General features: G+C 49.4%; 18 protein-coding genes. All 18 read left to right on the forward strand.

Going from position 1 to position 25863, the window contains the following annotated elements; genetic code table 11:
- Window positions 1-13: 13 nt before the first annotated feature.
- The 18 genes from H3001_RS05015 (at window position 14) to rpiB (ending at window position 25551) form a co-directional block, all read left to right on the forward strand.
- A complete protein-coding gene (locus H3001_RS05015; RefSeq protein WP_181214246.1) occupies window positions 14-1957 on the forward strand; it encodes a glycogen debranching enzyme N-terminal domain-containing protein in 1944 nt (647 codons plus the stop codon).
- Between the two features lie 16 nt (window positions 1958-1973).
- Window positions 1974-3245 carry a glycosyltransferase family 4 protein gene (locus H3001_RS05020; RefSeq protein ID WP_178244536.1) on the forward strand — a complete coding sequence of 424 codons (1272 nt, stop codon included), beginning with the start codon at window positions 1974-1976 and terminating at the stop codon, window positions 3243-3245.
- Between the two features lie 17 nt (window positions 3246-3262).
- Window positions 3263-4633, forward strand: a complete 1371-nt coding sequence (locus H3001_RS05025; RefSeq protein WP_178244537.1) for a glycoside hydrolase family 57 protein — start codon at window positions 3263-3265, stop codon at window positions 4631-4633.
- 709 nt (window positions 4634-5342) lie between these two features.
- On the forward strand, window positions 5343-5945 hold the full coding sequence (locus H3001_RS05030) for an IMPACT family protein (RefSeq protein ID WP_317170751.1): 603 nt from the start codon (window positions 5343-5345) through the stop codon (window positions 5943-5945).
- Window positions 5946-6035: 90 nt separating this feature from the next.
- On the forward strand, window positions 6036-7031 hold the full coding sequence (locus H3001_RS05035; RefSeq protein WP_246368488.1) for a hypothetical protein: 996 nt from the start codon (window positions 6036-6038) through the stop codon (window positions 7029-7031).
- Between the two features lie 62 nt (window positions 7032-7093).
- Window positions 7094-8146, forward strand: a complete 1053-nt coding sequence (gene pstS, locus H3001_RS05040; RefSeq protein WP_178244540.1) for a phosphate ABC transporter substrate-binding protein PstS — start codon at window positions 7094-7096, stop codon at window positions 8144-8146.
- Between the two features lie 42 nt (window positions 8147-8188).
- Complete coding sequence (pstC, locus tag H3001_RS05045; RefSeq protein ID WP_178244541.1) at window positions 8189-9046, forward strand: phosphate ABC transporter permease subunit PstC; 858 nt, start codon at window positions 8189-8191, stop codon at window positions 9044-9046.
- 16 nt (window positions 9047-9062) lie between these two features.
- Window positions 9063-9935, forward strand: coding sequence for a phosphate ABC transporter permease PstA (gene pstA, locus H3001_RS05050; RefSeq protein WP_178244542.1), 873 nt, complete (start codon window positions 9063-9065; stop codon window positions 9933-9935).
- Window positions 9923-10693: a phosphate ABC transporter ATP-binding protein gene (locus tag H3001_RS05055; RefSeq protein WP_178244543.1), complete on the forward strand. Its 771-nt coding sequence runs from the start codon at window positions 9923-9925 to the stop codon at window positions 10691-10693. Before pstA ends, H3001_RS05055 begins: the two co-directional genes overlap by 13 nt.
- Window positions 10694-11222: 529 nt before the next feature.
- On the forward strand, window positions 11223-14564 hold the full coding sequence (locus tag H3001_RS05060; RefSeq protein ID WP_181214247.1) for a SusC/RagA family TonB-linked outer membrane protein: 3342 nt from the start codon (window positions 11223-11225) through the stop codon (window positions 14562-14564).
- 19 nt (window positions 14565-14583) lie between these two features.
- Entirely contained in the window at window positions 14584-16467 is a 1884-nt protein-coding gene (locus H3001_RS05065; RefSeq protein ID WP_181214248.1) for a RagB/SusD family nutrient uptake outer membrane protein, read from the forward strand.
- Between the two features lie 331 nt (window positions 16468-16798).
- The gene (locus H3001_RS05070; RefSeq protein ID WP_178244546.1) at window positions 16799-17830 is read left to right on the forward strand and encodes a L,D-transpeptidase; all 1032 of its coding nucleotides are present in this window, start codon (window positions 16799-16801) and stop codon (window positions 17828-17830) included.
- Window positions 17831-17910: 80 nt separating this feature from the next.
- Window positions 17911-19713: a mechanosensitive ion channel family protein gene (locus H3001_RS05075; RefSeq protein WP_181214249.1), complete on the forward strand. Its 1803-nt coding sequence runs from the start codon at window positions 17911-17913 to the stop codon at window positions 19711-19713.
- A 61-nt stretch (window positions 19714-19774) separates the two neighbouring features.
- Window positions 19775-20482 (forward strand): murein L,D-transpeptidase catalytic domain family protein, encoded by a 708-nt coding sequence (locus H3001_RS05080; RefSeq protein WP_178244548.1) that lies wholly within the window; start codon window positions 19775-19777, stop codon window positions 20480-20482.
- A 182-nt stretch (window positions 20483-20664) separates the two neighbouring features.
- Window positions 20665-22422 (forward strand): aspartate--tRNA ligase, encoded by a 1758-nt coding sequence (gene aspS / locus H3001_RS05085; protein WP_181214250.1) that lies wholly within the window; start codon window positions 20665-20667, stop codon window positions 22420-22422.
- A gap of 119 nt (window positions 22423-22541) precedes the next feature.
- A complete protein-coding gene (locus H3001_RS05090) occupies window positions 22542-22931 on the forward strand; it encodes a GtrA family protein (protein WP_178244550.1) in 390 nt (129 codons plus the stop codon).
- Window positions 22932-23104: 173 nt separating this feature from the next.
- Window positions 23105-25117 (forward strand): transketolase family protein, encoded by a 2013-nt coding sequence (locus H3001_RS05095; protein ID WP_181214255.1) that lies wholly within the window; start codon window positions 23105-23107, stop codon window positions 25115-25117.
- Window positions 25117-25551 (forward strand): ribose 5-phosphate isomerase B, encoded by a 435-nt coding sequence (gene rpiB / locus H3001_RS05100; protein ID WP_181214251.1) that lies wholly within the window; start codon window positions 25117-25119, stop codon window positions 25549-25551. Before H3001_RS05095 ends, rpiB begins: the two co-directional genes overlap by 1 nt.
- Window positions 25552-25863: the final 312 nt, after the last annotated feature.

Consider the following 25863-nt stretch of genomic DNA (forward strand, 5'->3'; position numbering starts at 1 on the left):
TTAATATACAGCTATGAGTTATTTACGATTTGACAAAACGCTGATGACGAATTTGGAGGAATCTTTACCTAGAGAAATTCTCCGTACCAATCGTTCGGGAGCGTACCACTGCTCTACTATTGTAGACTGCAACACTCGCAAATATCATGGTTTGTTAGTTATCCCTATACCGGAGCTGGATGACGAAAACCATGTGTTACTTTCATCTCTTGATGAAACGGTGATACAGCACGGGGCTGAATTCAATTTGGGGCTTCATAAGTATCACGGCGATAATTTCAGTCCTCGCGGACACAAGTATATCCGTGAGTTTGAAGTTGAGAAAGTTCCTACTACTATATATAGAGTAGGGGGCGTGGTGTTGAAAAAAGAAAAAGTGTTTGTTCATCATGAAAACCGTATTCTGATCCGTTACACTTTGCTTCAGGCTCATTCAAAGACCATCTTGAGACTGCGGCCGTTCCTGGCCTTCAGAAGTGTACGTCAGTATACTCATGAAAACAGTCAGGCCAACCGCCATTACGATGAGATTCCTAATGGTATCAAGACTTGCATGTATCCGGGATATCCGGAACTGTTCATGCAGACCAGCTGCCAGAATACGTTCTGCTTTATTCCTGACTGGTATCGCGGAATTGAATACCCGAAAGAACAGGAAAGGGGATATGATTTCAACGAGGACCTGTATGTACCGGGATATTTCGAGACAGAAATCAAGATGGGAGAACCCATCGTGTTCTCGGGAGGTGTATCTGAGATCAATCCTGCAGAACTGAATGCGATTTTTGAATCAGAGGTGGAACGCCGTATTCCGCGTAACAACTTTAAGAACTGCCTGATCAATGCGGCTCATCAGTTCCTGAACAAGCAGGATGGAGAATCGTATATCCTGGCTGGATATCCTTGGTTCAAATGCCGCGCCCGGGATATGTTTATCTCATTGCCGGGACTCACAATCGCCACCAATGAACTGGATAAGTTCGAAGCAGTGATGGCTACAGCCTCAAAGGCTATCTATGCGTTCATGAACAATGAGCCTTCTTCACTGAGAGTGTATGAGCTGGAACATCCGGATGTGCTTCTCTGGGCAGTGTGGACCATCCAGCAGTATGCGAAGATGGTTTCACGGGATGAGGCCCGCAACAAATATGCTACCCTGCTGAAAGACATCATGAATTACTTGCGTGAGGGCAAGCATCCGAACTTCCAGGTACATGATAACGGACTGGTATATGCCGAGGGTAAGGATAAGGCCGTTACCTGGATGAATGCGACGGTAAACAACCGCCCGGTGACTCCGCGAAGCGGATACATTGTAGAAGTAAATACATTGTGGTATAACGCACTGATGTTTGTGGCAGACCTGCTGGGTGAAGCCGGTGACAATGAGTTCGCCGATGCACTGAAGGAAATTGCCGAACGGACTAAAACAGCCTTTGTAAATACCTTCCTGAATGAATACGGATACCTGCTCGATTATGTAGACGGTATGGTAATGGACTGGAGTGTCCGTCCGAACATGATTTTTGCCGCAGCCTTCGATTATTCTCCGCTCGATGCCAAACAGAAGAAGGGAGTCCTGGATATCGTGACCAAGGAATTGCTGACTCCGAAGGGCATCCGCTCACTGAGCCCGAAGAGTGGAGGTTACAATCCGAACTATGTAGGACCGCAGTTGCAGCGTGACTATGCTTATCATCAGGGTACAGCATGGCCGTGGCTGGAAGGTTTTTACCTGGAAGCATATTTGAAGATCTACAAGCGGAGTGCCATCTCATTTGTAGAACGCCAGCTTATCAGCTACGAAGATCAGATGTCATGCCACTGTATCGGCTCTATTCCTGAACTGTTCGACGGTAACCCGCCGTTCCAGGGTCGTGGAGCTGTGTCGTTCGCTATGAATGTGGCACAAATTCTGAGAACAATCAATTTATTGGAAAAATATGCAAATCAGTAAATAAGGGGGAAAGACTATGAAAGTTTTAATGTTTGGTTGGGAATTTCCTCCTCATATTTTAGGAGGTTTGGGTACTGCGAGCTATGGACTGACAAAAGGTATGTCGCAGCAGCCGGATATGGATATCACGTTCTGTATTCCCAAGCCGTGGGGAGATGAAGATCAGAGTTTCTTGAAAATCATAGGTATGAACAGTGTGCCCATCGTATGGCGCGATGTACAGTGGGACTATGTGAACAGCCGCGTAGGACATTATATGGATCCGCAGTTGTATTACGACTTGCGCGACCATATCTATGCCGACTTCAATTATATGCATACCAACGACCTGGGCTGTATGGAGTTCTCCGGAAGATATCCGGATAACTTGCACGAGGAAATCAACAACTATTCCATCGTAGCAGGTGTGGTAGCCCGTCAGCAGCAGTTTGATATCATCCACTCTCACGACTGGCTGACTTATCCGGCAGGTATTCATGCCAAGCAGATTTCCGGAAAACCGCTGGTTATCCACGTACATGCTACCGACTTCGACCGCAGCCGCGGTAATGTGAATCCTACGGTATATGCGATTGAAAAGAACGGTATGGACCATGCCGATTGTATCATGTGTGTGAGCGAACTGACTCGTCAGACTGTAATTCATAAATATTATCAGGATCCTCGCAAGTGCTTTACCATGCACAATGCGGTGTCTCCTCTTCCAAAGGAAATCCAGGACATTGTTCCGAGAAAGAACCCGAAAGAGAAAATCGTCACTTTCCTTGGACGTATTACCATGCAGAAAGGACCGGAATATTTCGTGGAAGCGGCTGCCATGGTATTGAAACGTACCCGTAACATCCGTTTCGTAATGGCCGGAAGCGGGGATATGATGAATGCCATGATCCGTCTGGCTGCCGAAAGAGGCATTGCCGACCGTTTCCATTTCCCGGGCTTCATGAAAGGAAAACAGGTATATGAAGTATTGAAAGCCAGTGATGTGTATATCATGCCTTCGGTATCTGAGCCGTTCGGTATTTCTCCGCTGGAAGCAATGCAGTGCAGTGTACCTACCATCATCTCCAAGCAGTCGGGATGTGCCGAAATTCTGGAGAAATGTATTAAAACCGATTATTGGGATATTCACGCTATGGCGGATGCCATATATTCTATCTGTACCAATCCTTCGCTGTACGAATACCTGAGAGATGAAGGTAAGAAGGAAGTGGACAATATCGTTTGGGAGAAGGTTGGCCTGAAGGTGCGTGCCTTGTATGATCAGGTCTTGAATAATTATGGTAAATAACAAACATTCGGAAATTTATGAAAACAATCTGTCTTTACTTTGAAGTACATCAGATTACTCACTTAAAACGTTATCGTTTTTTTGAAATAGGCAGTGATCACTATTATTACGATGATTATGCCAACGAACAGGGCATCAACGAGGTGGCTGAACGCTCTTATATTCCTGCCCTGAAAACCCTGATCGGAATGGCGAAAGAGAACGAAGGAGAATTCAAGGTAGCTCTTTCTATCTCGGGTGTGGCTCTCGAACAGCTCGAAATCTATGCTCCGGCAGTGATTGAACTGTTGCACGAACTGAATGCAACCGGCTGCTGTGAATTTATCTGCGAGCCTTATTCTCACGGCTTGTCTTCACTCATCAGCGAAGAATGCTTCCGTGAAGAAGTTGAACGCATGCGCCGCAAAGTGAAAGATTACTTCGGACAGGAACCGAAGGTATTCCGTAACTCCAGCTTGATTTATGACAACGAAATCGGTGGTATCGTGGCAAGCATGGGATTCAAGGGTATGCTGATTGAAGGTGCAAAACATGTACTGGGATGGAAGAGTCCTCACTACCTGTATCACTGCACGGAGAACCCGAACCTGAAGCTGCTGATGCGTGACTTCAAGTTGTCGGATGATATCAGCCTGCGCTTCTCTAACTCTGACTGGAACGAATATCCGCTGTTTGCCGACAAGTACATCGGATGGATTGCTTCTATGCCGGAAAATGAGCAGGTAATCAATATTTTCATGGAACTGTCTGCACTGGGTGTATTCCAGCCGCTTTCTTCCAACATCCTGGAATTCCTGAAGGCGTTGCCGGTATGTGCTAAGCAGCAGGGCATCACATTCTCTACTCCTTCTGAAATCGTTACCAAACTGAAATCGGTTGACATGATGGACGTGCCTTATCCGATGTCATGGGTAGACGAAGAAAGAGACATCAGCCCGTGGTTGGGTAACGTGATGCAGCGTGAAGCCTTCAACAAATTGTACAGCGTGGCAGAACGCGTATATCTGTGCGAAGACAAGCGTATCAAACAGGACTGGTATTACTTGCAGGCCAGCAACAACTTCCGTTTCATGACTACTAAGGAAACCGGTGTGGCATTGAACAGAGGTATCTATGATTCTGCATACGATGCGTTTACCAACTACATGAATATCCTGGGCGACTTCCTGGGACGTGTGGATGCGTTGTATCCGGTAGACATGGACAATGAAGAACTGGGTTCACTGCTGACTACTATCAAGAATCAGGGAGAAGAACTGGTACAGTTGAATGATGAGGTAGCCAAATTGAAGAAAGCCTTGGCTAAGGCTGAAAAACAGGCCGGCGAAAAGAAGGCTGAAAAGAAGGAGACTGCTGCTAAGACAACTGCCAGAAAGACTAAAAAATAAGAATTATTCTTCACTTAAAGCAGAGGGGAAGTAACTGGTTTTTCGGTTGCTTCAAATAAAGGAACAGGATGTGGTAAGGGGAAGCCATGTCTTGTTCCTTTTCTTGTTTGCGGACCGGCGTTTTTGGGGAAACGAAGAATCTGGAGTTGGTTGGGCTCACAGGGTGGCCTGTCGGGGGATAACCGGTTATTCCATTCCGGATAACCGTGAATTTCTCTTTCTTCCGTTTTGCAAAAGAAACCACCTGCAGGAACCAAAAATAACCGCCAGCGCAGTTTTAAGAATCAACGTCTTCATTTCATTAATCGGCGACGCTGATTAATAAAACCGCAGCGGTAAGGCAAATATCATTCAAGACGGTGGCATGAAACAAATCAGATACTGTAATGTATATGCCGGCTCATTTGCAAAAATAATCCGATGAATCCTTCCGCCGTTATCCGGCGAGTCTTTCTGTCTCAAATTCTCTAAATATCCAGACTTGGCGCATAAATGCACCAGATTTTTACGTGGATGTGCATTTTTCTCTTGATATTATGTAACTTTGTGTCGCTTTGAGGCTGCTGGAAGCCGGTACGGTACTGCCGGAATGCTTTGCCGACTGCCTTTGTGGGAGTCCGGATGCCGGTCGGTACACGCTTTGCATTGCGCCGCAGCCCGTGAATAATGAGGAAGATAGTTTGTTTTTTAATTAGAAATGATTTGCCAAGTGGAAGATACCTATAAAACCATTCTCAGCCGTTCGGAATCGATTTATACCGAAAAAAGGAGTAAGTTCATCGCCATTGCCCTTCCCGTACGTACGTTGTCCGAAGTCAAGGATTACCTGGAGGAATACCAGAAGAAATATTATGACGCCCGGCACGTATGCTATGCCTATATGCTGGGAGCAGAGCGGAAGGAGTTCCGTGCCAATGACAACGGCGAACCCTCGGGAACGGCAGGGAAACCGATTCTGGGGCAGATCAATTCGAAGGAGCTGACGGATGTCCTGGTAATCGTGGTCCGCTACTTCGGCGGAATCAAACTGGGCACGAGCGGACTCATCGTGGCTTATCGTACTGCAGCCGCACAGGCGCTGGAGGAGGCGGAGGTGATAGAGAAGACCGTGGACGAGGAAGTGACGGTGATTTTTGAATATCCGTTTATGAACGACGTCATGCGCATCGTCAAGGAAGAGGAACCGGAGATTCTGGAGCAGACATACGACATGGACTGCCTGATGCGCCTCCGTATCCGCAAGTCGGCAATGCCCCGCATGCGGGCACGGCTGGAGAAAGTGGAGACCCTGCGTTTTCCCGAGCCGGTGTAACGGTATTGTAATACTAATGACATAATCTGTTTATCCCGGCATCCTACTTTTGCTCCCGGAAAATAAAAAACAAAGTTGAGCAAAAGAAATATGATAGAACGAAGTATGTTGGTTCTGGGAATTGCGGGCTGTGCATGCACTGCAGTCCATGCCGGTAATTCCGATGTGGAAACGCAGACAAACACACCGAAAGGTAAGGCGATAATCACCATTTATTCTGACATCCATTCCGGATTCGGACAGGTAAACGATGACCGGGGCTTTAATCTTGACAGAGCTTATCTGGGTTACCAGTATGATTTGTCCGGGTCACTGCAGATAAAGGCCGTGGCCGACTTCGGTCAGGTTAAGGAGGTGAATGACTATCAGAGGATAGGTTTCATCAAAAATGCACTGGTATCCTGGAAGCGGAACAAATGGACGCTGAATGCCGGCTTGATTTCTACTACTCAGTTCAAGTTGCAGGAAGACTTTTGGGGAAAGCGTTATATCATGAAATCTTTCCAGGACGAATATAAATTCGGCAGCAGTGCCGACCTGGCTGTCTCGGCTGCTTATTCATTCAATTCCATTATTTCGGCAGATGCGATTGTAGCCAATGGAGAAGGTTACAAGAGACTGCAGGTACAGGACGGTCTGCTGTATGGGGCAGGCGTCACCCTTACTCCGTGTAAAGGTCTTTCTGTACGTCTGTACGGATCGTACAATGAGGGCACCCAGCCTTCGGAAAAAGGCATCGTCAGCTTCGCCTCTTTTGTAGGATACAAGCATACTGACTTCTCGGTGGCTGCCGAATACAATTATCAGAAAAACAGCAATTATACTTCCGGATGCGATCAGGGGGGTGTCTCGGTATATGCCAATGTGAACCTGAACAAGAAAGTCGGACTTTTCGGACGCTGGGATTATCTGGAGTCGAAAGGACGCTGGAACATCGATGCCGACGGAATGACCGGGGTGGTCGGAGCCGAATTCAAATTGGGAAAATACATTTCCCTGTCTCCGAACTTCCGGATCAATGTGCCGAAAGCGGACAATTCTCCGAATGTATATTATGCTTACCTGAATGCTTCCTTTGCAATCTGATGAGGGGCTTCGGAAACTGTGAATCTTAATCGAAAACAACTATTATACTAATTTACATAGCAATGAAAAAGTATTATTATCCTTTGGTAGCAGGCTTGATGGCAATGGCTGTATGCGCCTGCGGTGGACAGAAATCAAGTGGTGAATCAGTAGAACTGACTGGGGCTGGAGCTACGTTTCCTCTGCCTTTTTACAATATGACTTTTGAAGGATACAGTGCAACGCACGCCGACCGTGTATCTTATGGCGGCATCGGCAGTGGCGGTGGTGTACGTAACCTGAAGGACGGAATCGTGGACTTTGCGGGAAGTGATGCCTTCCTGAGCGACAAGGAAATGACTGAAATGCCGGCTGTGGTACATATCCCGACCTGTATGGGAGCGGTGGTACTGGCTTACAACTTGCCGGATGTAGTGAAACTGAATCTGTCGGGTGAGGTGATTGCCGATATCTATGCCGGAAAGATTACCGACTGGAACGATGCTCGCCTGCAGGAACTGAATCCGGACGTGAAACTGCCGGCCAAGAAAATCATTCTGGCTTTCCGTTCGGACGGTAGCGGTACGACTTTCGTGTTTACCGATTATCTGTCAAAGGTCAGCGAAAACTGGAAGAATACCTACGGGGCAGGAAAGACAGTTGACTTCCCTGTCGGACAGGCTGCAAAAGGTAATCCGGGTGTAGCCGGCATCATTGCACAGACTCCTTATTCTTTGGGATACATCGGTTCTGAATATGCATTTGCACAGAAGATTCCTTGTGCCAGTGTCATCAATGCACAGGGCGAGGCCGTACTGCCGGATACAAAGAGCATTTCTGCGGCTGCCGGTGAGATTCCGCAGGATACCCGCTGCTCCATTACCAATGCCGATGCACCGGGAGCTTATCCTATCAGCTGTTTCACCTGGTTGCTGATTTACAAGGAACAGGATTATTCAAGCCGTTCTGAAGCTCAGGCAAAGGCTACGCTGGAACTGATGAAATACATTCTGAGCGACAGCATCCAGCAGACTACAGAGGCTGTACATTATGCTCCGCTGCCTAAGAAGGCTGTCGAACTGAGCCTGAACAACCTGAAAGAGGTAACTTACAAAGGTCAGCCGGTTCTGAAATAAGCAGACGCAATAAAGGTTTAACTTGATAAAGTAAGATCGGTTATGCAAGACAAGATATTCAGAGGCTTGCTGATTGCATCGGCTGTGGTTATTCCAATCATCGGTGGGGGAATTGTCTATTCCCTCACAGCCGATGCTTCCGGAGCGTTTGAACACTTTGGATTCTGGAATTTCATATTTTCGGACGACTGGGTGACCACATCGGGAAAAGAAAGCTATGGAGCACTTCCGTTCATTACGGGTACGTTGCTGACTACCTTTCTGGCATTGCTCATGTGCATCCCGTTTTCCTTGCCGGTGGCCCTGTTTACGGGTGAGTATTTCCGGGGAAAGAAGATTGCGGCCATATTGGGTACGGTAGTCGACCTGCTGGCAGGTATCCCTTCCATCATCTACGGTTTGTGGGGATTCTACGTGCTGCGCAACGTGTTCATGCATCTTAATCTTTCTCCTCAGGGCTCAGGTATCCTTACGGCAGCCTTCGTGCTGGCCATCATGATTGTGCCCTATGCCTCTTCACTGAGTGCCGAATTCATCAAGATGGTTCCTTCCGACCTGAAGGAAGGGGCGTATGCGATGGGGGCCACACGGGCGGAGGTCATCCGGCGGATCATTTTCCCGATGGCAGGTTCCGGTATTTTTTCGGCCTATATCCTGGCAATCGGACGTGCACTGGGAGAGACCATGACGGTGACGATGCTGATCGGAAATACCAACCAGATTCCGGATACGCTCCGTACTACGGGAAATACAATGGCAAGTATCATCGCCAACCAGTTTGGTGAGGCAGACGGTCTGAAGCTTTCCTCGCTGATTGCCATCGGACTGTTGCTCTTCCTGATCACTGCCATTATCAACCTGATCGGAAAGATGTTGATTCGAAAAGCAAGACATGTGTAATTTCTTCTAAGATAATATGATAACAAAAGATAAGAATATACAAGTCCGTATTCTGAAAAACCGGTTGCTTTACATCGGTGTCTGTCTGTTGTCGGCACTCACCGCGATACCGCTGCTGGCTATTCTGGGAGAAGTGCTGATTAAGGGATGGAATCAGTTGGGATGGTCGTTTTTTACGGAGGCCACTCCGAATGCCTATAAGGCCATGATGGCGGCTGCGGCCGGAGAGAGTGTGCCCGGAGGTATTGCCAATGGTATCATTGGTACGTTCCTGATGCTGTTGCTGGCCTCTGTAGTGGCCATACCGGTGGGTATTTTCTGTGGTATCTGTCTTTCCGAATACCGGAAGAGCTGGTTTGCGACGGTAGTGAGTTACCTGACCGACCTGCTTCAGGGAACGCCTTCCATCATCATCGGTATCATTACGTATATCTGGGTGGTAGTGCCCATGAAAGGATATTCGGCCTTTGCCGGAAGTGTGGCCTTGTTTATCATGATGCTTCCGCTCATTATCCGTTCTACGGAAGAAACCATGAAGGCCTTGCCCGAAACGCTGAAGGAAGCCGGACTGGCGCTGGGAGGAAGTTATTGGAGGGTGATGCTTCAGGTTATGCTGCCTTCTGCACTGGGCAGTATCTTTACCGGTATCCTGCTGTCTATCTCGAGAGTCGTGGGAGAAACGGCGCCGCTGATGTTTACCGCCCTGGGCGGGGCTGCCATCAGCTGGAATATGGCCCGCCCGATGTCGGCAGTGCCTCTGCTGATATGGGAGTTCTTCAACGATCCTAATTTGCAGAACCTGGTATGGGGAGCTTCTCTCTTCCTGCTGACATTTGTGTTGTGTTTGAATTTATTGGCTAAAAGACTTGCGAAAAAATGGAAAATATAAAAGAACCTATCTTACAGATGAAGGATGTGTGTATTTCGTACACTTCTGATACAATGGCTGTGAAACACGTATCGGCCAGCATACAGCGGAATACGATTACTGCCATCATGGGACCGTCGGGATGCGGAAAGAGTACGCTGCTGCGCGCGGTCAACCGGATGCATGAGTTGTATAAGAATATCCGTGTGACCGGGGAAATCCTGTTGAACGGAGAGAACGTGCTGGCAATGGAGCCGATTGAGGAACGGCGCAAGATCGGTATGGTGTTCCAGCGTCCGAATCCGTTCCCGACCATGAATATTTACGACAACGTGCTTGCGGGCTACCTGCTGAACGGCATCCGTCTGTCGAAGAGTGAGAAGGACGAGATTGTGGAGCGCAACCTGCGCAACGTGGCTTTGTGGGATGAGGTGAAGGATTCGCTGACCAAACGGGGAACGTTCCTTTCGGGAGGACAGCAGCAGCGTCTTTGCATCGCGCGTTCACTGGCGCTTCAGCCGGATGTCCTGCTGATGGATGAGCCGACTTCGGCCTTGGACCCGATTGCTACCAAATATATCGAGGAACTGATTCTGCAGCTGAAGAAGGATGTGACGATCCTGATTGTGACGCACAACATGTCGCAGGCCATGCGTATTTCCGATTATTCGATGTTTATGTTCTTGGGCGAACTGGTGGAATATGACCGTACGGACAAGATGTTCGATTCACCCAGCGACGAGCGTACACGTGCTTATCTGACGGGTAAAATGGGATAAGTATCTGAGGGATGTCTGTGGGGGATGTCCGGAGGAAATGAAGATACAGGAGTATCTCAGGAAGCAGTTGTTTGCTGCTACTGGGAGACTCCTTTTTTATTTTCGGGCAAATGGCCGGAGGGGACAGAAATGACATGGAAAAAGCCCTTGTGAGACTGAATATCCGGATGGGAAAGGGGAAAATCTGGTATTAAAAAGGGTAAAAGGATGTATATGACACATAAATTTCTTATATATATGCTTTTTCTTGCAAAAAATGATATCTTTGCGAAAAGAATAGGCTGAAAATAATAGTAAGATGCCGCCTGTAACGGGCGGATGAGGCAGGGATTTCCTGCGATGATTGGGTAAAGAACTTTTTTTGAACGAAAGAAGACCGGTCTGCTGTCGGGGTGACAGGAGACGGATGCACAGCACAAATATTGAATGTGAGTTCCTTTAAGTTGAGAGGTTATTTGGTGGAATGTTATTTATTGATGAGATACAATAACTGAATGGAAACACTTTAATAACTTAACTTAAACTATTTATGAAAGAAGATTGTAGAAAGGGAAGCGCTGTTTCACCCAATGCTTTCCTGGTGGCAGTCACATCGGCTGCCCTGTTCCTGGGAAAGGGAACTTTCTCTTATGCGGCGGCTCCTTTGCCTGTCCTTGAGCCGCAGTCGCAGACCAAATCGGAAGTCATTGTTGTCACCGTAGTGGATACCAAGGGCGATCCTGTCATCGGGGCGAATGTCATCGAAAAGGGAACGACCAACGGCGGTATTTCCGACGTAGAGGGTCACGTGAGGATCAGTGTGGCCCTGAATCAGATTCTTCAGGTTTCTTTTGTGGGCTACCAGACGCAGGAAGTGGAGGCTTCTCCCGACCTGAGGGTTGTCCTGCGGGAAGACTCGGAGGCGCTGGATGAGGTGGTCGTGGTGGGCTATGGCTCGCAGAAACGGATCAACCTGACCGGTGCGGTGTCGAGTGTGGATGTCGGTAAGATGATCGACAGCCGTCCGGTGGCCGATATCGGCCGGGCACTGCAGGGTGCGGTTTCCGGGTTGTCGGTAACGACCGGTTCCGGAGAAATCGGCTCTTCGCCTACCTTGAAAATCCGCGGGAGCATCGGCTCTCCGAACGGCAGTGCCAATCCGCTGATACTGGTCGACAACGTGGAGGTATCGGATATCTCACTGGTGAATCCCGATGACATCGAGAACATTTCTGTCTTGAAGGATGCGGCTTCGGCCTCCATCTATGGAGCCCGGGGAGCGTTTGGTGTGGTCCTGATTACGACGAAGGCCAAGAACCGGAACGACCGTTTTTCGGTGAACTACAGCAATAATTTCGCATGGCGCACCCCTACGGTGACTCCTCGCCAGTTGCCGGGCTGGCAGCAGGCGGATATCAACCTGAAAGGGGTGGTCAACCAGTCGAAGGGCAGTGCCGGCTTTTATGACGTGGTGGGCAACATGAGGGTGGACGCTGCGGCGGTCCGGAAAATGAAGGAGTACTGGGAGAACTACGGCTATGGAGAGCAGTTCGGCCCCGAGATGGTGTATGGCCGTGATTTTGAATTCCGCGACGGAGGAATGTTTTTCTACCGCACCTGGGACTGGTATGACATGTATATCCGCAACTGGTCTCCTCAGCAGACGCACACGCTTTCGGTGAATGGCGGAAACGGAAGGACCAGCTATAATATTGCACTGGGATACATCAATCAGGAGGGCATGATGAAGGTGAATACCGATGAGTATACCCGTTACAATGCGAATGTGTCACTGAATTCGGACCTGAACAAGTACCTTTCGCTGAGGGCCGGAGTGATGTACACGCGTGCGGAGTATGACAAGCCGTTCAACTACAGCAGCGAGCTGTACGATCCGTTGTATTATCTGTATCGCTGGCAGCCGATTTATCCGTACGGTACTTTCGAGGGTAAGGATTTCAGAAACGTGCTGACCGACCAGCAGCATGCGCCCAAGACGACGGAGATACAGGAGTTTTTCCGGTTGAGCGGGGGACTTACGCTCCGGCTGTTTACTGATTTCACGCTGGATGTCGATGCGGTCTACACGCACGACGATACCCGGTTCAAGAAAAACGGTACTCCTTCGCGGGTGAACGGATATAATATCTTTTCTCCGGTCAATACGCTGGAGGAACTGAGAAAGGGGTATGGCAACTATCAGACGGAGGCGTACGATTATGTGCACCAGGAGTATGGGCTGACGGAGAATCTGACGGCCAATGTGGTGGCTACGTATTCGCACAACTGGAAGGGGCATGAACTGAAGGTGATGGGCGGTTCGAACATCGAAAAGAGCAAGTTCGAGTTTTTCAGTGCACGGCGGATGGATCTGCTTGAGCCCGACCGGCCTGAGCTGAATCTGGCAACGGGGCTGCAGACGAACAACAGTGAGCACACCTGGTGGGCAGTGGCCGGTTTCTTCGGCCGTATCAATTATTCGTATAAGGATAAGTACATGCTTGAGCTGAACGGCCGTTACGACGGTTCTTCCCGTTTCCCGTCGGGACAGAAGTTTGCTTTCTTCCCTTCGATGTCGGCTGGATACCGTATTTCGGAAGAGGCCTTCATGCAAAAACTGAAACCGTACCTGAGTTCGCTGAAGTTCCGTGCGTCCTGGGGAATGATCGGTAATCAGGATGTGGGAACCGACCGGTTTATATCGACTTTGTCGACCACTCAGGACAACTGGGTCATCGACGGCCAGAAAGTGCAGTCTACTCAAATGCCGACACTGGTGTCTTCCCGCCTGCGCTGGGAAAAGGTGACCACACTGGATGCCGGAGTGGATGCGCGTTTCTTTAACGATGAACTGGGGGTTACGTTCGACTGGTATAACCGCCGGACGAGTGATATCCTCACTACGGCGAACTTGCCGTGGGTACTGGGGGCGGAGGCTCCGTATGAGAATCTGGGAGTGATAGAGACTCCGGGATGGGAGATTGCGGTCGACTGGAGTCATGTGTTCGGCAATGGTTTCCGCCTGGGACTGAACGCTTCTTTGTCGGATTATATTACCCGGGTGACCCGGTGGACCAATAATACGGGTATCCCGACTTATGGTATGGGTGACGGATGGTGGAGCTCGGCTTACTATAAGGAGGGCATGACGCTTGGGGATATCTGGGGACTGCAGTTTGACCGTTTCCTGACTGCGGACGATTTTAATGCCGACGGTAGTCTGAAAGCCGGACTGCCCGACCAGACGGAGGTGTTCCCCAGCGGATATCGTCTGGCTCCGGGTGACGTGCTGTACAAGGATGTGGACGGAGACGGTGCGGTGACCAAGGGTACGACGGTCGACAAACCGGGCGACCTGCGTGTCATCGGTAATGCGATGCCCCGCTTTCAGTTTGGCTTCGGCGTAAATGCTGCCTGGAAAGGGGTGGATGTGAACCTGTTCTTCCAGGGTGTGGGCAAGAAGGATCTCTGGGCTGCCGGCAACCAGGTATTGCCGGGATTTACCAGCGGAGAGCCGTATTATGCGGGTGCGGAGGATTACTGGACACCGGAGAATCCGGGGGCTTTTTATCCGCGTCCGATGGTCTACTCGCAGACTACCGATGGAAATTATCAGATCAACGACCGTTATCTGTTGCACATGGCTTACGTCCGCCTGAAGACACTGACGGTGGGATACAGTTTCCCGCAGGAGTGGATGAAGAAGCTCCGGGTGCAGGGCTTGCGGGTGTATTTTACCGGAGAAAACCTGTTTACCTTCGATGGCGTGAAGCCGGCGATTGACCCGGAAATCGAAATACGTACGGTGGGAACCCGTTCGGACCAGCGTAATTTCGGACGGAGCTATCCTTTCCAGAAAACCGTTTCGTTTGGCGTACAACTGAGTTTATAATCTTAAACATATGGAATTTATGAAAATACGAATGATATTGTGTCTTTGCTCGCTGGCTGCCTTCTTGTCGGGCTGTGAAGATTTTCTGACCAGAGAGCCTTTGGACAAACAGACTAACGCGACTTACTGGCAGACGGAATCGTCTCTGCGTTCTTATGCACAGGATTTTTATTCCGGTTTTTTCCCGGGATATGCCCAGGATTACCGTACTTTCGGCGGTTTCTTTTCGGGGGATAATTTTACGGATGATTTCCTGAATCTTTCCGGAGGGGAACTGTATTTCCCGACTTCGGCAATTACGGACATCAATGCCTCTACTTCGGTGTGGGAGGAGAATTATGACCGGATTTACAAGGCGAATGTGATGATTGAGCAGATACCGGAAATGGATCTTTCGGAGGAGGTGAAGAATCATTGGATGGGAATTGCACGTTTTTTCCGGGCCATGGCTTACAGTGCGCTCGCCAAGGTTTATGGCGGTGTGCCGTATATCGATAAGGTAATCCGCCCCGAGGAAGACTCCGGCGAGTTGTATAAGGACCGTTCGCCTTATCCTTTCGTGGCACAGAAAATCCTTGAGGATTATCTGTTTGCGGTGCAGAATGTGCGTACCGAGGACGGTCGTCTGCAGGTAAACCGCTATGTGGTGGGGGCGTACATGTCGCGTGACCTGCTGTATCATGCTACCTGGCTGAAATACCATGGGACGACGGTCGGACCGTCGTCGAAGCCGGTAGACGGGAAGGAAATCAGGCAACTGCTGGACGGTGCCATCCAGGGAGCGAAGACGGTGATGGATTCGCAGTTGTTCCGGATAGGAAATACGTATACGGAACTGTTTGCTTCCGAAGACCTGCACAAGAATCCTGAGATTGTGTGGTACCGTGAATATGCCGACGGAGTGTACTGTAACGCACTGATGTCGTATAATGCAGGCGAAAATCAGTCGCAGGGAGGGATTACCCAGGATGCAGTAGAGAGTTATCTTTGCAGCGACGGGTTGCCTGTCGGTCAGTCGCCGCTGTATAAGGGAAAGGATCATCCGGGTATCCGGGAGGCTTTCCAGAACCGTGACCCGCGTCTTTACCAGACGGTAGCCGATTCGCTCCGGGTATTGAGTGCCATGGGAGTCTCTTATACCGCAGGGGCTTCTCCTACCGGATATGCATCGAAAAAGTTTCTGAACGATGCGTGGTTTGCTGCAGGCTCTCCTTTCTGCAAGAACATCCAGAGTCCGGCCGATGCTCCTTGTTTCCGCTATGCGGAGGTCCTGCTGAATTATGTGGAAGCCAGATACGAGGTGAGCCGGGTAGGGGGAGAGGCCTTTTCTCAGGCCGACCTTGATCTGACCATCAACCGCCTGCGCGACCGGCAGCTGGTGAAGTGGGGAGAAAAGACCGGAAAGAAAATGCCTTCTGTCACGCTTTCGGGAGACGGACTGATGGTGAACGGGGTGCGCATCAACGATCCGGCACGCGACCCGGAGGTGGCACCGGTCTTGTGGGAGATACGCCGGGAACGCCGTGTGGAACTGATTCTGGAGGGACGCCGTGGAGAGGATCTCCGCCGTTGGGCCAAGTATGAGTATCTGAATTCGGGAACTCCTGAGGGATATCCTTCAAAAACCTTCCTGGGGGCTTATCTGACTCTTGCCGATTATCCGGGAATGAAGGCTACGGACGAGAAGGGAGAACAGGTGCTGGTGCTGTTTGACCCGAAGGATCCTTCGAACAAGCATTCCGAAAAAGGGTATATCGATTATCTCCGTAATCCGAAGGCCCGCGTTTTCAAGAAGGGAGAACTGGCTTCCGAGCGTTGTTACTTGCGGGCGGTTCCGGTATCCCAGATTGGAGTGTACAAGGATAAAGGGTTTACCCTGACGCAGAATCCGGGATGGGAATGACCGGTGGATTTTAAAGAAGGAAGGGTCGGATAACCGGCCGTTCCGCTCCCCCGATAGGGAACTGTAATTCTTTATTTTACGGTTCCCTGTCGGGGGATTTCTGTTTTTTCTTTCTTACAACCATTTTTTTCTTACATATTCATCGGATTGACAGAAAAAAATGGCGCAAAAAATGTGGCCATATGATAAAACTCAGTAACTTTATACTCAGGGAAACAGGAGAAAGACCATGGACAGGTTGGCAGTCGGATGTGGCTTTCGCTGGACCTGGATGAATTGATGTATTAACCTGTTAGATTGGATTCGCGCCGAAGAGCCGAAGTGTGATACGATGAAAAAACTGATTTGTATATTATGCCTGATGACCGCGGTATTTGGAACAGCCTGCGAATACAGCGGAGAGGAAGTGGGAACCGTTCAGCTACAGGGGCCTGATTCACCGGACGGTGTCTCGCAATTGCTGTTGCCCGAACGTCAGACCAAGATCTGGAAGGCTTCGGATATACATCTGACCAAGGAATTATTGTACGACCGATATACGTTGAAGGACGAATATCCCTACAAGGATACGGTGAGAAGCTTCAAGTGGAAGGCCATCAAGAAGTGCCTGGCATTCATAGAGAACATGCAGCAGGATACGACCTTGCAGTGGGCCGTGCTTTCGAATTACAAGAACCTGAACGGGGAGGCTTCTCTAGTGCGCCGTTACGTACGGAACGAATACAAGCGGGTTTCGGATACCTTGGGAGTGGAACGCTATCAGTCGGTTCCTCTGTACCTGCCGTCCGACACACTGATGCCCGAGCGTTACGGAAGAGACGGTACGCTGGTGCGGATTGCGGCCGAGTACGGCGGATTCTACAAGGTGTATCCGGTTGCGATTCCGGGCAAGTGGATGATTCCGGTCCGCTATGTCAACAAACTGCCTTTTAATGTGGTGTTTCATCACGTGATTATCGTCGACCGTGCCGACCAGCACATTGCTACTCTTGAAAGGGCCGGTGACGGGGAGTGGAAGATACGGAGCATGAATCCGGCAACCACCGGGCAGCATCGTCCTCCTTATGCACAGGAGACACCGCTGGGTATGTTTCTGTTGCAGCAGAAAAAAGAGAAGATGGTGTTTCTGAAAGACGGCGGTTCGCATGTAGGAGGCTATGCACCCTATGCCAGCCGCTTCACGAACGGTGCCTATATACACGGGGTACCGGTGAATGTGCCTGCTACCCAAATGATTGAATACAGTTGGTCGCTGGGAACAGTGCCCCGCTCTCACATGTGCGTCCGGAATGCGACTTCTCATGCCAAGTTTGTGTACGACTGGGCCCCTACGCGCAAAACGTTAATTATCGTAATTGGCTAAATTTTAACTAATTATCGGCTGATGGATTCTAAATAAATGTGTAACTTTGCGGCTTGAAAAATTTTTAGCACAATAGTTACATGAAGAAATTCTATTTATCCTTCCTTTTTCTGCTGGGCTTGTCCGTATCGGGACTGTCTGCTCAGGTAGTGGAGAAGGTACTTGATATCCTGGGAAAAGACAGTTTGCCGGCTTCGGCAGCAGCGGTTACGGCCGATTCGGACTCTGTGTCGCTGGCGGCTGTGCGACAAGAGCTGGCAGCAGCTAAACTGAATGAGGCGAACCTCCGGATGGAGATTGAACAGATAAAGCTGGCTGCGTATGCGGCCGATTCCCTGAAATTAGCCGGTCAGAAACAGCGTATCGATTCTTTACGGCAAGAAGTTACAGGGGTGCCGGTGGTGGTAGAAGGTGATACCCTGTTCTATTTTTATGCCAAGCGGGGAGGACATACGCCCCAGCAGCGCGCGGAGAATGTGGCAGCTGATATTGCGGAACTGGGAAAACTGCTCAACTTGCAGCCGGACTCTGTGTACGTGGAAAGCAGTGACATCGTGACGGATGTGATGTACAAGGGAAAGGTGCTTGTCTCTTTCACCGACATGGACGGCTTATGGGAAAACTGTACGCGCGACCAGTTGGCTGCAGACAAGCGTCTGGTCATCATGGAGAAGTTGCACCAGATGAAAGAGTCGCACGGACTGCTGCAGCTGGGCAAGCGGATTGTGTACTTTATCCTGGTGCTGGTGGGGCAGTATCTGTTGTTCCGGGTTACCAACTGGTTGTTCCGCAAACTGAAACTGCGCATCGTCCGCCTGAGAAATACGCGGCTGAAGCCCTTCTCGATTCAGGATTATGAATTGCTCGATACCTTGAAACAGGTGAAACTGCTGGTCTTCCTGGCCAGTCTGGTCCGTTATGTCATCATGTTCCTGCAGCTGTTGCTTACCGTACCGCTGCTGTTCTCCATTTTCCCTCAGACCAAGGATCTGGCATATCAGTTGTTCTCGTATATCTGGAATCCGGTGAAGAGCATTTTTATCGGAGTGGTGGATTATATCCCTAACCTGTTTACTATCTTCATTATCTATATGGCTGTCAAATACCTGGTCCGCCTGTTCCGTTACCTGGCAGACGAGGTACAGTCAGAACACTTGAAACTGAGAGGGTTCTATCCCGACTGGGCCATCCCGACTTACCACATCATCCGTTTCCTGCTGTATGCCTTCATGCTGGCCATGATTTATCCTTACCTGCCGGGTTCTAATTCGGGCGTGTTCCAGGGGATTTCGGTCTTTGTGGGTCTGATTGTCTCACTGGGATCGAGTACGGTAATCGGCAATATCATTGCCGGGCTGGTAATCACTTACATGCGTCCTTTCAAGATCGGCGACTGCATCAAACTGAACGATACTACGGGAAATGTGGTGGAGAAGACTCCGCTGGTAACCCGTATCCGCACCCCCAAAAATGAGGTGGTGACTATTCCTAATTCATTTGTGATGTCATCGCATACCGTGAACTTCAGTCAGTCGGCCCGTGAGTATGGCCTGATTATCCATTCGGAGGTGAGTATCGGATACGATGTACCCTGGCGGACCGTCAACAAACTTCTGGTGGAGGCTGCGCTGAATACTCCCGGGGTAGTGGATGATCCGCGTCCGTTTGTCCTTTCCACTTCCCTGAGCGACTGGTATCCGGTGTATCAGGTGAATGCCTATATCAAGGATGCCGACCGTCTGGCCGAGATTTATTCAGACCTTCATCAGAATATCCAGGACCGCTTCAATGAGGCCGGTGTGGAAATCATGTCGCCGCATTATATGGCCGTACGTGACGGTAATGCCTCGACGATTCCGCCTAAGGAAGGCGAAGAGGAATAATGCGTTCCGGATATCGGGAGATTGATTTTTTATGTTACACCATTAATCAGAAAAAATAAGCATGTTTGTATTACGCATATCATTGGTTGTCTTATTGCTTTTCTTTCATTCATTCGATACCCTGGTCGGTGAAGCTGCCTGTCCGCTCGGAAAAGTCAGTCCCGATGCCTTGGCAGACTCTCCGGAGGTGCTTTATCAGGAAATGGCACTGGAGGGGAAGGTGAGTTATGTGCCTTTCTCTCAGGCCGTGCAGGGATACCGTAAGATTCAGCAGCGACGCAGGGATATCCTGACACTGATTGATTTTTCAAAGCCTTCTACCGAACCGCGGCTTTATGTGTTCGACATGAAACAGCGCAAGATACTTTATACTTCTGTCGTTGCCCACGGACGGAACAGCGGGGGCAACTATGCTACGTCCTTTTCCAATGAGAACGGTTCGTATAAAAGTTCTCTGGGCTTTTACCTGACCGAATCGACCTATCAGGGGAAGAATGGTTATTCGCTGATATTGAACGGACTGGAAAAGGGAGTAAACGACCGCGCCAGGGAACGTGCCATTGTAGTGCACGGGGCCGCATATGCCAACCCTTCCGTAGCCCGTAACGGAGGACGTCTTGGCCGTAGCCTGGGCTGTCCGGCCGTACCCGAGAAGCTGTCACGCCCCATCATCGATGCCATCAAGGGAGGCAGCGTACTGTACATTTACGCTCCGGTACCCGAGTACCTGGCCCAGAGTGCTATCTTGGGCTCATCGGCCAGTCTTTGACCGCTTGTTGTCTTTTTGTCGTGATTTATGGACCTTCCATAGGCTTTGTGCTTCTTATTTTATTGCATAAGTCAAAAACAAGTGCTACCTTTGTCCGGAATTTGTAAGTCCGACAGGAAACGGCAGGGTTCTGTCCTTCCTGATTGAAATATAGAAACTAGAACTCAATAAATAATAATAACATGTTCAGAAGTCATACTTGTGGCGAATTGAGACTCGCCGATGCTGGCAAGAACGTGACACTGTCCGGATGGGTACAGCGTACACGTAAAATGGGAGGAATGACCTTCGTTGACCTCCGCGACCGTTATGGTATCACTCAGTTGGTATTCAACACTGAGAACAATGCAGAACTTTGTGAACGTGCCAATCATCTGGGACGTGAATTCGTGATTCAGGTGAAAGGTACGGTAAGCGAACGCTCCAGCAAAAACAATAATATTCCTACCGGAGAAATTGAAATCATCGTATCGGAACTGAATATCCTGAATACTGCGCTGACTCCTCCGTTCACTATCGAGGACAATACCGATGGTGGAGATGACCTGCGTATGAAATACCGTTACCTCGACCTGCGCCGTACGGCTGTCCGCAAGAATCTGGAACTTCGTCACCGTATGACGATGGAGGTACGCCGTTACCTCGACAGCAAAGGATTCCTCGAAGTGGAGACTCCGATGCTGATCGGTTCTACTCCGGAAGGTGCGCGCGACTTCGTGGTTCCTTCTCGTATGAACCCGGGACAGTTCTATGCACTGCCACAGTCTCCGCAGACATTGAAGCAGCTGCTGATGGTTTCTGGTTTCGACCGTTATTTCCAGATTGTAAAATGCTTCCGTGACGAAGACCTTCGTGCCGACCGTCAGCCTGAGTTTACTCAGATTGACTGCGAGATGAGTTTCGTAGAACAGGAAGACATCATCCAGATGTTCGAAGGTATGGCCAAGCATTTGTTCAAGGAACTGCGTGGTGTGGAACTGACTGAACCGTTCCTCCGTATGCCGTGGGCGGATGCCATGAAATATTACGGTAGCGACAAACCGGACTTGCGTTTCGGAATGAAGTTCGTGGAACTGATGGATATTCTGAAGGGATACGGCTTCTCTGTATTCGATAATGCCGCTTACATCGGTGGTATCTGTGCCGAAGGTGCGGCAACTTACACCCGTAAGCAGCTCGACCAGCTGACTGACTTCGTTAAACGTCCTCAGATCGGTGCGAAAGGACTGGTATACGCACGTGTGGAAGCCGACGGCAACGTGAAGTCAAGCGTTGACAAATTCTATTCTCAGGAAGTACTGCAGCAGATGAAGGAAGCCTTCGGTGCAAAACCGGGTGACCTGATCCTGATTCTGAGCGGTGACGACGTGATGAAGACACGCAAGCAGTTGTGTGAACTCCGTCTGGAAATGGGTAATCAGTTGGGCTTGCGCGACAAGAACCAGTTTGCCTGCCTGTGGGTAGTTGACTTCCCGATGTTCGAGTGGAGCGAAGAAGAAGGCCGTCTGATGGCTATGCACCATCCGTTTACTCATCCGAAAGACGAAGACATTCCATTGCTGGATACCGATCCGGCTGCTGTCCGTGCCGATGCATACGACATGGTCATCAATGGAGTAGAAGTGGGTGGAGGTTCTATCCGTATCCACGATTCTCAACTGCAGGCAAAGATGTTCGAAATTCTGGGATTCACTCCGGAAAAGGCACAGGAACAGTTTGGCTTCCTGATGAACGCCTTCAAGTTCGGTGCACCCCCTCACGGAGGTCTGGCATACGGACTCGACCGCTGGGTGTCTCTGTTTGCAGGGCTTGATTCAATCCGCGACTGCATCGCATTCCCGAAGAACAACTCCGGACGCGATGTCATGCTGGATGCACCGGGCCGTCTGGATCAGAAACAGCTGGATGAGTTGAATTTGATTGTAGACATTAAGGAATAATCAATTTGTCTGAAGCAGACATCTTGAATTAAGAATAACAGGGCTATGTCAGGAAATACCGTTGCTTTTTGACATGGCCTTGTTCTTTTGTACAAATATTTTACTGAAACCGTAGACAGATGAAAGAATCTTCCCGAATACTTCGTTTTGCCATAGTTGGAACCCTGAATGCACTGATTACCGCCCTGGTAGTCGGTCTGATGATGCATGTGTTCGGGGAAGATTACCTGACGGCAAATGTAACGGCATATACAATCGCTCAAATCCATAATTTCATTTGGTGCAAATACTGGATTTTTCCGCTCGATCCTGTAGCCCGCCGGAATTCGCTCTGGCGTCAGATCCTGTGGTTCTGTCTGGCATTTACAGCAGCTTACGGTGCTCAGTTCCTGTTTCTCCTTACGCTTGTCGAACTGCTCGGATGCAATGAATACCTTGCCCAGTTCCTGGGGCTGTTTGTGTACGGAGGAGTCAATTTCATGTCGAATCGCCTGCTGACCTTCCGGTAACATTGCCGGAAAAATGAAGCAGACAATACCCGAAAATGACAGAAGGAAAGCAGCAAAGGGGAGGAATCTGTAAAAACCTCGCTTTTGCAATATAGAAATGCCATTTTTACTGATTTAGATATATTTCATATTCAATAATATTTGTATCTTTGCAGAAACTAACATTTCCAATGATGAAAAATAGCAATGAATTAATGAATCGTGCGGCCGACAATATTCGTATTTTGGCTGCTTCGATGGTAGAAAAAGCAAAATCCGGACATCCAGGAGGTGCGATGGGGGGTGCAGACTTTGTAAACGTTCTATTTTCGGAATTTATGGTTTATGACCCGGAAAACCCGAAGTGGGAAGGTCGTGACCGTTTTTTCCTTGATCCGGGACACATGTCACCGATGCTTTATGCAGTATTGGCTATGGCTGGCAAGTTTACAATGGAAGAGCTGGCTCAGTTCCGTCAGTGGGGAAGCCCGACTCCGGGACATCCAGAAGTTGACATCATGCGCGGTATTGAAAATACATCCGGTCCGCTGGGACAGGGACATACTTTTGCCGTAGGTGCCGCCATTGCTGCTAAGTTTTTGAAAGCACGTCTGGGCGATGTAATGAACCAGACTATTTATGCATATATTTCAGACGGAGGTATTCAGGAAGAAATCTCTCAGGGAGCCGGACGTATTGCCGGACATCTGGGACTGGACAACCTGATCATGTTCTATGACTCTAATGAAATCCAGCTTTCTACCGAATGTAACGAGGTAAGTACAGAAGACGTTGCCAAGAAGTATGAGGCATGGGGCTGGAAGGTCTTTTCCATCAACGGAAATGATCCGGAAGAAATCCGTGAGGCACTGCACGCTGCAAAGGCCGTTACCGGACAGCCGACATTGATTATCGGTAAGACCGTAATGGGTAAGGGTGCCCGCCGTGCTGACAATACCAGCTACGAACACGACTGTGGTACACACGGAGCACCGCTGGGAGGTGACGCTTATGTCAACACCATGAAGAACCTGGGCGGTGACCTGGAAAATCCGTTTGTAATCTTCCCTGAAGTGGCTGAACTGTATGCAAAACGTCGTGAAGAACTGAAAGCGATTGTTGCTGAAAGATACGCTGCCAAGGAAGCATGGAGCAAGGCTCATCCGGAACTGGCTGAGAAAATGACCCGCTGGTTCAACAATGAGCTTCCTCAGATTAACTGGGATGCCATTGAACAGAAGGCCGGTGGTCCTACCCGTGCGGCTTCAGCCAAGGTATTGGGCGTATTGGCAGAAAATGTAGAGAACATGATTGTATCGTCTGCCGACTTGTCTAACTCGGACAAGACCGACGGTTTCTTGAACAAGACTCATGCCTTCAAGAAAGGTGATTTCAGCGGTGCCTTCCTGCAGGCTGGTGTTGCCGAACTCACTATGGCTTGCTGCTGCATCGGTATGGCATTGCATGGCGGTGTACTGGCTGCGTGCGGTACTTTCTTTGTATTCTCTGACTATATGAAACCGGCTATCCGTATGGCTGCCCTGATGGAATTGCCTGTGAAGTTCATCTGGACACACGATGCATTCCGTGTGGGTGAAGACGGTCCTACTCATGAACCGGTAGAACAGGAAGCACAGATCCGTCTGATGGAAAAACTGAAGAACCACAAGGGCAACAACTCAATGCAGGTATTGCGTCCGGCTGATGTGAACGAGGCTACTCAGGCTTGGAAACTGGCTATGGAAAACATGGCTACACCTACCGGACTGATTTTCTCTCGTCAGAATGTGGATAATCTGCCGGAAGGTACTGCTTATGCTGAAACAGCTAAGGGTGCTTATATTGTAGCCGGTTCTGATGAAAATCCGGATGTCATCCTGGTGGCTTCAGGTTCTGAAGTTTCTACACTGGTTGCCGGAGCAGAACTGCTGCGCAAGGAAGGTATCAAACTGCGGGTCGTTTCAGTTCCTTCTGAAGGACTGTTCCGCACACAGAGCAAGGAATATCAGGAAAGCATCATCCCTACAGGAGCCAAGGTATTTGGTCTGACTGCCGGTCTGCCGGTGAATCTGCAGGGACTGGTAGGCAGCAACGGAAAGATCTGGGGACTGGAATCATTCGGTTACTCGGCTCCGTACAAGGTGCTCGACCAGAAATTGGGCTTTACTGCAGAAAATGTGTATAACCAAGTAAAAGCAATGTTGTAATGGGAGTTATCGGATTGGCTTCAGACCACGCAGGGTTTGAATTGAAAGAATTTGTGAAGACCTGGCTGGAACAGAAAGGCTGGGAGTACAAGGATTTTGGTACATACAGCACTGAAAGTTGTGACTATCCTGATTTCGCTCATCCGCTGGCATTGGCAGTTGAGGCTGGAGAATGCTATCCGGGTATCGGTATCTGTGGCAGTGGCGAGGGTATCAGCATGACCCTCAACAAGCACCAGGGTATTCGTGCTGCACTTTGCTGGATTCCGGAAATCGCACATATGACTCGTCTGCACAACGATGCCAATGTATTGGTCATGCCGGGCCGTTACATTGATACGGATACTGCAGCGAAGATTATGGAAGAATTCTTCAATACTGAGTTCGAAGGTGGTCGTCATCAGGCTCGTATTGATAAGATTCCGGTACGCTGATTGTGACAATAAGTTCTTTCCGATGTCTTTTGTCAGGCGTTGGAAAGATTACTGAAAAATATAAGAGGCTGTCTCAAAATGAGATGGCCTTTTTTGTGTCTGCAAAAAAAATCGGGCAAGTCCTAACTTCGCGAAGTCAGAACTTGCCCGTCTCCCTAATTTTTTGTATCTTAGGGAATCAAGTCAAGATATCCCAAAGATAATGTTTAAAAATTACACATCCAACGATAATCTGCTTTTACCTCCGTGTTTAGGCGATTTTATTCCCCAGAACGATCCGGTCCGGGTTGTTCACCGTATCATTGAACAGAT

The organism is Phocaeicola faecicola, assembly GCF_013618865.1.
Classification (GTDB): domain Bacteria; phylum Bacteroidota; class Bacteroidia; order Bacteroidales; family Bacteroidaceae; genus Phocaeicola; species Phocaeicola faecicola.